Origin of the sequence: Actinosynnema sp. NPDC059335 (assembly GCF_042752395.1) — a bacterium.
Lineage (GTDB): Bacteria > Actinomycetota > Actinomycetes > Mycobacteriales > Pseudonocardiaceae > Actinosynnema.
Map to the genome: position 1 here is coordinate 8,845 of NZ_JBHYXZ010000165.1, position 9,431 is coordinate 18,275.

7 protein-coding genes are annotated in these 9,431 nt (G+C 72.3%); all 7 read left to right on the top strand.

The features are described 5' to 3' along the window. Nucleotides 1-679: 679 nt before the first annotated feature. Nucleotides 680-1,663, top strand: coding sequence for a tyrosine-type recombinase/integrase (locus ACFXGA_RS33875; RefSeq protein WP_378095122.1), 984 nt, complete (start codon nucleotides 680-682; stop codon nucleotides 1,661-1,663). A gap of 95 nt (nucleotides 1,664-1,758) precedes the next feature. Then, nucleotides 1,759-2,643 carry a Ku protein gene (locus ACFXGA_RS33880; protein WP_378095124.1) on the top strand — a complete coding sequence of 295 codons (885 nt, stop codon included), beginning with the start codon at nucleotides 1,759-1,761 and terminating at the stop codon, nucleotides 2,641-2,643. A gap of 16 nt (nucleotides 2,644-2,659) precedes the next feature. Continuing rightward, nucleotides 2,660-4,111: a non-homologous end-joining DNA ligase gene (gene ligD / locus ACFXGA_RS33885; protein ID WP_378095126.1), complete on the top strand. Its 1,452-nt coding sequence runs from the start codon at nucleotides 2,660-2,662 to the stop codon at nucleotides 4,109-4,111. After that, a complete protein-coding gene (ligD, locus tag ACFXGA_RS33890; protein ID WP_378095128.1) occupies nucleotides 4,104-5,006 on the top strand; it encodes a non-homologous end-joining DNA ligase in 903 nt (300 codons plus the stop codon). The genes ligD (ACFXGA_RS33885) and ligD (ACFXGA_RS33890) overlap by 8 nt, the downstream gene beginning before the upstream one ends. A 38-nt stretch (nucleotides 5,007-5,044) precedes the next feature. Continuing rightward, nucleotides 5,045-5,596, top strand: coding sequence for a GrpB family protein (locus ACFXGA_RS33895; RefSeq protein WP_378095130.1), 552 nt, complete (start codon nucleotides 5,045-5,047; stop codon nucleotides 5,594-5,596). Between the two features lie 44 nt (nucleotides 5,597-5,640). Next, a complete protein-coding gene (locus ACFXGA_RS33900) occupies nucleotides 5,641-8,652 on the top strand; it encodes a BTAD domain-containing putative transcriptional regulator (RefSeq protein ID WP_378095132.1) in 3,012 nt (1,003 codons plus the stop codon). Between the two features lie 53 nt (nucleotides 8,653-8,705). Next, nucleotides 8,706-9,167, top strand: coding sequence for a PPOX class F420-dependent oxidoreductase (locus ACFXGA_RS33905; protein ID WP_378095134.1), 462 nt, complete (start codon nucleotides 8,706-8,708; stop codon nucleotides 9,165-9,167). The last annotated feature ends 264 nt before the right edge of the window (nucleotides 9,168-9,431 follow it).

Below are 9,431 nucleotides of genomic sequence, written 5' to 3' on the forward strand. Positions count from 1 at the left end.
GTTTCACGGGGCGGGGGGTGGGGGCTTGGCCGTTGGGGGGGGGGCGTGTTGCGAGGTTGTGGGCGGGCCGCCGGGTGTTGGGGGCCGAGACCCCCGGTGCCCAGGGCCTCGCGGGTGGGCGGGGTCGGTGGTGGCGGTGCCGTGCCCAGCCCCGGCACACCGCCCGAGAAACGTCACTGTGACGGATCATGGGTGGCGTGGGAGGAAGGCGACGCGGCGCGCGGGTCGGCGCTCGACGGGAAGTTGATCTCCCGGGTGGCCCCCGGGGCCTCGGCGTTGGTGGACGGTGGCGTGCGGCCGTCCGGGGTCGGGCGCACGCGGTGCGCGGGGGTTGTGCGCGAACGGGCGTTCCGGGGCGCGGAGAGGTCCGGTGGCGGGCCGTGCGGGAGGGGCATCCCCCGGTCGGAGGTCCACCCCCTTCCGGATCCGTTTTTGATGGATAATCGCCATTATCCATGAGTTGATCATGGTCGGCCCGGGTGTCGGGTGTGGGTCGGCGGTGGTCGGCACGGGTGGTGCGGGTGCCGGTTCGTGGGTGGCCGGGGTTGCGCCGCTCGGGTGGTCCCGCGGTGCGCGGATTGACGGTTGCACGCGTTTGACCTGCGGTGACGGGGGTTCCCGGGGTGGCTCCCCTCCCCCGCCGGGCGGCGGTGCGGTCGGATTGTCGGTGGTATCGGGTATGAAGATCGACATGCAGGTGCTTGCCGCTCAGGAGTCGTTCTTCCTCGCTCGTCGGCCGCGGAAGGATTCGCCGCACACCACCGCGGCGTACCGGCGTGACCTGGCGGGGGTGACGGCGTTGTTGGCGCAGGTCACGGGTCGGCCGGCGGAGTCGCTGGTGATGGCGGACCTGACGGCGCGCAACCTGCGGGAGGCGTTCGGGGTGTTCGCGGACACGCACGCGAAGTCGTCGGTGTTGCGGGCGTGGTCGACGTGGAACCAGTTCCTGACGTTCTGCGTGGCGGAGGAGCTGGTGGCGGGCAACCCGATGGGTGCGGTGGCGCGGCCGAAGACCCCTCCCCTGGTGCCGAAGCCGTTGCGGGGCGAGGACACGCCGGAGCGGTTGTTGGCGGCCGCGGCGGAGGGCGTGCGGCGGGGGCGCGATCCGTGGCCGGAGCGGGACGTGCTGGTGTTGGCGTTGGGTTTGGTGGCGGGGTTGCGGTCGGCGGAGATGCGGACGTTGACGTTGGCGTCGGTGGTGGGTCGGCCGGGTGAGCGGCGGTTGCACGTGGCGGGCAAGGGGAACCGGGACCGGTCGGTGCCGATCGAGCCGGCGATGGACCGGATCATCGAGCAGTACCTGCAGTCGTGTCGGCGGCGGTTCCCGCAGGGGCGGTTCGACCGGGGTTCGGCGTTGTTGCGGGACCGGCACGGTGAGCCGATCGGGCGGGGCGGGTTGGAGTACCTGGTGCGGTCGTGCTTCCGGTGGGCGGGGTTGCACGACCGGGTGCCGTCGGGGGCGAACCTGCACGCGTTGCGGCACACGTTCGCGACGCGGTTGGCGGAGGACGGCGCGTCGGCGTCGGAGATCATGGCGTTGTTGGGGCACGCGTCGTTGGCGACGTCGCAGAACTACATCGAGGCGACGGCGCGGGAGCGGCGTGCGGCGGTGGCGGGCAATCGGACGTACGTGTCGTTGGCGCGGTTGCCGCATCGGGAGTAGCGGGGTGGGTTCGGTGGTGGCGGCCCGTGGCGGTTGTTAGCCCGTTCGGGTGACGTCCTGGTGCGGATTGCGCTGGTGGCGGGTAGTCACGTGGCATGAGGTCCGTGTGGCGTGGGGCGATTTCCTTCGGGTTGGTGACGATCGGTGTCCGGTTGTACACGGCCACGGAGGAGCACGACTTCCGGTTCCACCAGGTGCACCGGGAGGACGGTGGGCGGATCCGCTACAAGCGGGTGTGCCAGGTGTGTGGCGAGGAGGTCGCCTACGCCGACATCGCGAAGGGCTACGAGTTGGACGACGGCCGGGTCGTGGTGTTGGACGCGGAGGATTTCGACAAGTTGCCGATCAACACCGATCACGCGATCGACGTGGTGGAGTTCGTGCCGGTGGAGGACGTCGATCCGATTTATTTCCAGAAGTCGTACTACCTGGAGCCGGACAAGGCGGCGACGCGTCCTTATGTGTTGTTGCGGACGGCGTTGGAGCGGAGCGGTCAGCTCGCGGTGGTGAAGATCACCATTCGTCAGCGGGAGACGTTGGCGATGTTGCGGGCGCGTGAGGATTTGTTGGTCATGCACACGATGTTGTGGCCGGACGAGGTGCGGAAGCCGGATTTCGAGTTCCTGGGGACGGATGTGGAGGTTCGGCCGCAGGAGTTGAAGATGGCGTCGTCGTTGGTGGAGAGCATGGCGGGGTCGTTCGATCCGGGTGATTTCACGGACGATTACACCGAGGCGATGCAGAAGGTGATCGAGGCGAAGGCGGAGGGTGCGGAGCTGCCGGAGCGGCCGGAGGTGGAGGAGGCCGGTGAGGTGATCGACCTGATGACGGCGTTGGAGCGGAGCGTGGAGCAGGCGAAGTCGGCTCGGGGTGGGAAGTCGGCGGGGCGGAAGCCTGCGGCGAAGAAGGCGTCGGGGTCGTCGTCGGGGTCGGGGTCGTCGCGGAAGGCGCCGGCGAAGAAGAAGGCGAAGCCCGCCTGAGGGCGTGGCGGTCGGGATGGGTGGGGATCTGTCGGAGTACCGGCGGAAGCGGGATGCGGGGCGGACGCCGGAGCCGGTGCCGGGTGAGGGTGAGGTGGTGCCGCGGGGTGGGGACGACACGTTCGTGATCCAGGAGCACCACGCGTCGCGGTTGCACTGGGATGTGCGGTTGGAGCGGGGTGGGGTGTTGGTGTCGTGGGCGGTGCCGAAGGGGTTGCCGCCGGAGCCGGGGACGATCCGGTTGGCGGTGCGCACGGAGGATCACCCGTTGGAGTACGCGTCGTTTTCGGGGGTGATTCCGAAGGGTGAGTACGGCGCGGGTGAGATGACGATCTGGGATCGCGGTCGGTACGAGACGGTGAAGTGGTCGGACCGCGAGGTGGACGTGGTGTTGCACGGGTCGCGGGTGGAGGGCGAGTTCGTGTTCTTCCGCCGGGGGTCGGCGGGTGGGGGTCGGGAGTGGATGGTGCGGCGGCGGCACGAGGCGGCGCGTCCGGGGTGGGTGCCGTTGCCGGAGTTCCTCTCCCCCATGTTGGCGACGCCGGGGGTGGGGTTGCCGGGTCCGGCGTCGAGGTGGGCGTTCGAGTTCAAGTGGGACGGGGTGCGGGCGATCGCGCGGGTGGAGGGCGGTCGGGTGCGGTTGACGAGCCGGTCGGGCAACGACGTGACGGAGACGTATCCGGAGTTGCAGGGGTTGGGGGCGCAGTTGGGGGCGACGCAGGTGTTGTTGGACGGGGAGATCGTGGCGTTGGAGGGTGGCCGGCCGAGTTTCGGGGCGTTGCAGCAGCGGATGCACGCGTCGGCGGCGCAGGCGCGGCGGTTGGCGGGTCGGGTGCCGGTGACGTTCCTGGTGTTCGACGTGTTGCACCTGGACGGGTCGCCGACGGTGGGGTTGCCGTACGAGCGGCGTCGGGCGTTGTTGGAGGGGTTGGGGTTGCGGGGTGCGCATTGGGCGACGCCGAAGGCGTTCCCGGGTGCGGGGGCGGAGGTGTTGGCGGCGAGTCGGGAGCAGGGGTTGGAGGGGGTGGTGGCGAAGCGGCTGGATTCGCCGTATGTGGCGGGTCGGCGGTCGCCGCAGTGGGTGAAGGTGACGTGGGTGGCGACGCAGGAGGTGGTGGTCGGGGGGTGGCGGCCGGGTGTGGGCAGGCGTGAGGGGGTGGTGGGGTCGTTGTTGTTGGGGATCCCGGGGCCGGGTGGTGGGTTGGTGTTCGCGGGGTCGGTGGGGACGGGGTTCGACGGGGCGGAGTTGGAGCGGTTGACGGCGCGGTTGTCGGCGTTGGAGGTGGGGCGGTCGCCGTTCGTGTCGGGGGTGCCGCGGGAGCGGGCGCGGGGTGCGCGGTGGGTGCGGCCGGAGTTGGTGGGCGAGGTGGCGTTCCGGCAGTGGACGGCGGACGGGCGGTTGCGGTTCGCGACGTGGCGGGGGTTGCGGCCGGATCGGGCGCCCGGGGAGGTGCGGCGTGGTGGCTGACGCGGTGGTGTCGGTGCAGGGGCGTCGGTTGAAGCTGACGAACCTGGACAAGGTGCTGTACCCGGAGGTGGGGTTCACGAAGGCGGAGGTGATCGATTACTACACGCGGATCGCGCCGGTGTTGTTGCCGCACCTGGCGGGTCGGCCGATGACGTTGCGGCGATATCCGAACGGGGTGGAGGGGAAGTCGTTCTTCGAGAAGAACGCGCCGTCGCACGCGCCGGAGTGGGTGCGGACGGTGCGGGTGGGGACGCCGGGGTCGTCGCGGGGTGCGGAGTACGCGGACTTCGTGGTGGTGGAGGACCTGGCGACGGTGGTGTGGTTGGCGAACCTGGCGGCGTTGGAGTTGCACGTGCCGCAGTGGAGGGTGGGTGCGCGGGGTGGGCGTGGGGTGCCGGATCTGGTGGTGTTCGACCTGGATCCGGGTCCGCCGGCGTCGGTGGTGGAGTGTTGTCGGGTGGCGTGTCGGGTGCGGGAGGTGTTGGTGGCGGACGGGTTGTCGCCGGTGGTGAAGACGTCGGGGTCGAAGGGGTTGCAGGTGTACGCGGCGGTGTCGGTGTCGTCGCCGGAGCGGACGTCGGAGTACGCGAAGGGGGTGGCGCGGCGGTTGGCGGCGGAGTCGCCGGAGGAGGTGGTGTGGCGGATGGCGAAGGCGCAGCGGACGGGGAAGGTGTTGATCGACTGGTCGCAGAACAACCCGGCGAAGACGACGGTGGCGCCGTATTCGTTGCGGGCGCGGTCGCGGCCGTCGGTGTCGGCGCCGGTGACGTGGGAGGAGGTGGAGTCGTGTCGGGTGGTGGAGGATCTGGTGTTCCTGGCGGACGAGGTGCGGGAGCGGGTGGCGGAGGTGGGTGACCTGTTCGTGCCGGGGAGGCCGTCGTCGTTGCCGGGGTGAGGTCGGGTCGTGGCCGGTGGGCCGGGAGGGAGGGTGTCGTGGGGTTGTCGGAGGAGGGGATCCGGGCGGCGCACGTGGGGCCGGTGCCGCGGTTGCCGGGGCGGCGGGTGGTGTTGGTGGAGTACGACCCGGCGTGGCCGGGGTTGTACGAGCGGGAGGCGGCGCGGATCCGGGCGGTGTTGGGGTCGGTGGTGGTGGGGTTGGAGCACGTGGGGTCGACGTCGGTGCCGGGGTTGGCGGCGAAGCCGGTCGTGGACGTGGTGTTGACGGTGGCGGATTCGGGTGACGAGGCGTCGTACGTGCCGGCGTTGGAGGCGGCGGGGTACGTGTTGCGGATCCGGGAGCCGGAGTGGTTCGGGCATCGGATGTTCAAGGGGCCGGACACGGACGTGAACCTGCACGTGTTCACGGTGGGTGAGCCGGAGGTGGCGCGGATGGTGGCGTTCCGGGACCGGTTGCGGGTGTCGGCGGCGGACCGGGGGTTGTACGAGCGGACGAAGCGGGCGTTGGCGGCGCGGGAGTGGGAGTACCTGCAGCAGTACGCGGACGCGAAGGCGGCGGTGGTGGCGGAGATTTTGGGTCGGGCGTGACGCTCCTCCCCCGGTTCCCGGTTTTCCGGTGGGGTGGCCGGCGGGTGCGGGAGGATGCGCGGGTGCGGTTCGGGGTGTTGGGTCCGATGGTGGTGCGGCGTGCGGACGGGTCGGAGGTCCGGGTCGGCGGGCCGCGGTTGCGGGCGTTGGTGGCGGTGCTGGCGGTCGAGGCGGGTCGGGTGGTGGGGGTCGACCGGCTGGTGGAGGCGCTGTACGGGCAGTGCCCGCCGGCGGGGGTGGTGAACGCGGTGCAGTCGCAGGTGTCGCGGTTGCGGGCGTTGGTGGACGTGGAGGTGGAGCGGTCGGCGGCCGGGTACCGGCTGGTGGTGGATCCGGGTGAGGTGGACGCGCTGCGGTTCGAGGAGCTGGTGGCGCGGGGGTCGGTGGGTGAGGCGTTGGCGTTGTGGCGTGGTCCGGCGTTGCGGGACGTGGGTGACGCGCCGTTCGCGGCGGTGTGGGTGGCGCGGTGGGAGGAGTTGCGGCTGCGGGCGGTGGAGGAGCACGACGGGGCGTCGGTGGGGTTGTTGCGGGAGTTGGTGGCGGCGCATCCGACGCGGGAGCGGCTGGTGGCGCGGTTGGTGCGGGCGCTGCACCGGGAGGGTCGTCAGGCGGAGGCGTTGGGGGTGTTCGAGCGGACGCGGCGGGTGTTGGCGGAGGAGTTGGGGGCGGACCCCTCCCCCGGTTTGGTGGCGGCGCACGGTGAGGTGGTGCGGGGTGAGGCGCCGGCGGTGCGGCGGGTGTTGCCGGCGCAGTTGACGGGGTTCGTGGGTCGTGAGGAGGAGTTGCGGCTGGTGGGTGGGGCGTTGGCGGGGTCGCGGCTGGTGACGTTGACGGGTCCGGGCGGGTCGGGCAAGACGCGGTTGGCGGTGGAGGCGGCGTCGGTGTGGCCGGGTGAGGTGTTCTTCGTGGATCTGGCGTCGGTGGCGGTGGGTGGTGATGTGGCGCGGGCGGTGGTGTCGGCGTTGGGGTTGCGGGAGGACGGGGTGGGGCCGGTGGTGGAGCCGGTGGCGCGGGTGGCGGCGGCGGTGCGGGACCGGTCGGTGTTGGTGGTGTTGGACAACTGCGAGCACGTGGTGGAGGACGCGGCGGCGGTGGCGGGCGGGTTGTTGGTGGCGTGTGCGGGGTTGCGGGTGTTGGCGACGTCGCGGGAGGCGTTGGGGGTGACGGGTGAGGTGGTGCGGCCGGTGCCGCCGTTGGGTTGCGACGGGGTGGGGTCGGAGGCGGTGCGGTTGTTCGCGGAGCGGGCGGTGGCGGTGAACCCGTCGTTCCGGTTGGACCCGGCGACGGCGGAGGTGGTGGTGGGGATCTGCCGGGCGTTGGACGGGTTGCCGTTGGCGGTGGAGCTGGCGGCGGCGCGGGTGCGGTCGTTGCCGGCGGCGGAGGTGGCGGCGCGGTTGGGTGACCGGTTCCGGTTGTTGTCGCGGGGCAGTCGGGCGGTGGTGGCGCGGCATCGGACTTTGCACGCGGTGGTGGAGTGGAGTTGGGGGTTGTTGGACGAGGAGGAGCGGGTGTTGGCGCGCCGGTTCACGGTGTTCCGGGGCGGGGCGGGGTTGGCGGACGTGGCGGCGGTGTGCGGGGTGGCGGGGGCGGACGAGGTGTTGCCGTCGTTGGCGGACAAGTCGTTGGTGGAGGTGTCCGGGGACCGGTACCGGATGTCGGAGACGATCCGGGAGTTCTGCGCGGCGCGGTTGGCGGAGGCCGGTGAGCGGGAGTGGGTGGGGCGGGCGCACGCGGTGCGCTTCGCGGGGTTGGCGGCGCGGGCGGCGCCGCACCTGTTCCGGTCGGAGCAGTTGGAGTGGTTGGGGCGGTTGGCGGCGGAGCACGGGAACCTGGTGGCGGCGTTGCGGTGGGCGGTGGCGCACGACCACGGGGTGGCGTTGCGGTTGGCGGCGGACCTGGGGTGGCCGTGGTGGTTGCGGGGGCGGCGTTCGGAGGGTGCGGCGTTGGCGGCGGAGGTGGTGCGGGCGGTGGGTCCGGTGGCGCCGGAGGGGTTGGCGGAGGAGCACTTGTTGTGCGTGGTGAACGCGTCGTCGACGGGTGCGGGGTTGCCGGGTGCGCCGTCGCCGCACCGGCCGTCGCCGGAGGGGTTGGGCGGTCCGCCGTCGCGGCCTTTTCTGACGGTGTTGTGGGGTATGGCGCACGGTGCGCCGCGGGAGGGCGCGGCGGGGGTGGAGGCGGTGCGGGAGGTGTTGTTGGGGCGTGACGCGTGGAGCCGGGCGTTGGGTCGGTTGGGTGCGGGGATGCAGTGGCGGTACCGGGGTCGGTTGCGGGAGGCGCGGGAGGAGCAGGAGGCGGCGTTGGCGGGGTTCCGGGCGGTGGGTGAGCGGTGGGGTGCGGCGTTGGCGTTGTCGCAGTTGGCGGGGTTGGCGTGGGCGGGTGGTGACGTGGCGGGGGCGATGGGGTTCGTGGACGAGGCGTTGGCGTTGTCGCGGTTGTTCGGGGCGAACGAGCACACGGCGGGTCTGTTGTGCGGTCGGGCGGAGTGGTCGTGCCACGCGGGTGACCTGGACGGTGCGGAGGCGGACCTGGAGGAGGCGGCGGCGTTGGCGCGGTCGCAGGGTGCGGAGGAGGCGTTGGCGCAGGCGTGGGTGGGGCGGGCGGAGGTGGCGCGGCGGCGGGGTGACCTGGAGGGGGCGCGGCGGTGGTGCGCGGAGGCGTTGCGGGTGTGTCCGCGGGGGTGGTTCGGGCCGGAGGAGGTGCGGGCGTCGGCGCACGTGGCGGCGGGTCTGGTGGAGTTGGCGGCCGGGGATCGGGCGGCGGCGCGGCGGGCGTGGGGTGAGGCGTTGGCGGGGGCGCGGGAGTGGGACAACCGGGTGGTGTTGGCGCGGGTGGCGGAGGCGTGTGCGGCGTTGGCGGTGGTGGAGGGTGACGGGGAGCGGGCGGGGTTGTTGGTGGGGGCGGCGCGGGGGTTGCGGGGTGGGGTGGCGGTGGATCCGGAGGTGGTGGCGGTGGAGGGGGCGGTGCGGGAGTTGGTGGGTGGGGTGGGGTTCGACGTGGTGGTGGGGCGGGGTGCGGCGGTGGGGGTGGACGGGGTGCGGGGGTTGGTGGGGTTGTAGGTGGTTGTTCGGTGGGGAGGTGGGGGGTGGGGGGTGATCGTAGGGTGAGGGGTATGCCGAGGATCGCGACCGCGGAGGCGGTGTCCCGTGACGGGTTGGTGGAGTTCCTGCGGCCGCGGCACCGGGCCCTGTTGGTCACGGTGCGCGGGGACGGGCGGCCGCAGGTGTCGCCGGTGACGTGCGGGGTGGACGGTGAGGGCCGGTTGGTGGTGTCGACGTATCCGCAGCGGGCGAAGACGCGCAACGCGCGGCGGGACGACCGGGTGACGGTGTGCGTGTTGTCCGACGAGTGGGACGGGCCGTGGGTGCAGGTGGACGGGCGGGCGGAGGTGGTGAACCTGCCGGAGGCGTTGGAGCCGTTGGTGGAGTACTACCGGTGCATCGCCGGGGAGCACCCGGATTGGGACGAGTACCGGGAGGCGATGCGGCGGCAGGGGAAGTCGTTGATCCGGGTGACGATCGAGCGGTGGGGGCCGGTGGCGACGGGTGGGTTCCCGCCGGGGGTGGTGGGGTGATTCGGGGGCTGCTCCCCTCCCCCGGGGTCGGTGTGCCGGGGGTTGTGGTTTGAGAGAGCACAAGCGTCCTCGCCGGACGGGCAGATCAGCAGGATGACGGGGTTTGGTGGTTGAGCCCCTGTACCGGCGTGGGTCGGGTTTCGTGTCATCCCGCCGACCTCCACAAGGGCTACCGCACGTGTCAAGGGGGCGGTTCCGGCGCAAGGTGCGGTAGGGGTGGGAGTGCCCCCTTGACACGCGCGGTAGGGCTGCGCCAGGTCGGCG

Bases quoted from the DNA above. Each gene is read 5' to 3' on its own strand.
- ACFXGA_RS33905 (WP_378095134.1), top strand. From the start codon at position 8,706: ATGCCGAGGATCGCGACCGCGGAGGCGGTGTCCCGTGACGGGTTGGTG.
- ACFXGA_RS33880 (WP_378095124.1), top strand. From the start codon at position 1,759: ATGAGGTCCGTGTGGCGTGGGGCGATTTCCTTCGGGTTGGTGACGATC.
- ligD (WP_378095126.1), top strand. From the start codon at position 2,660: ATGGGTGGGGATCTGTCGGAGTACCGGCGGAAGCGGGATGCGGGGCGG.
- ACFXGA_RS33875 (WP_378095122.1), top strand. From the start codon at position 680: ATGAAGATCGACATGCAGGTGCTTGCCGCTCAGGAGTCGTTCTTCCTC.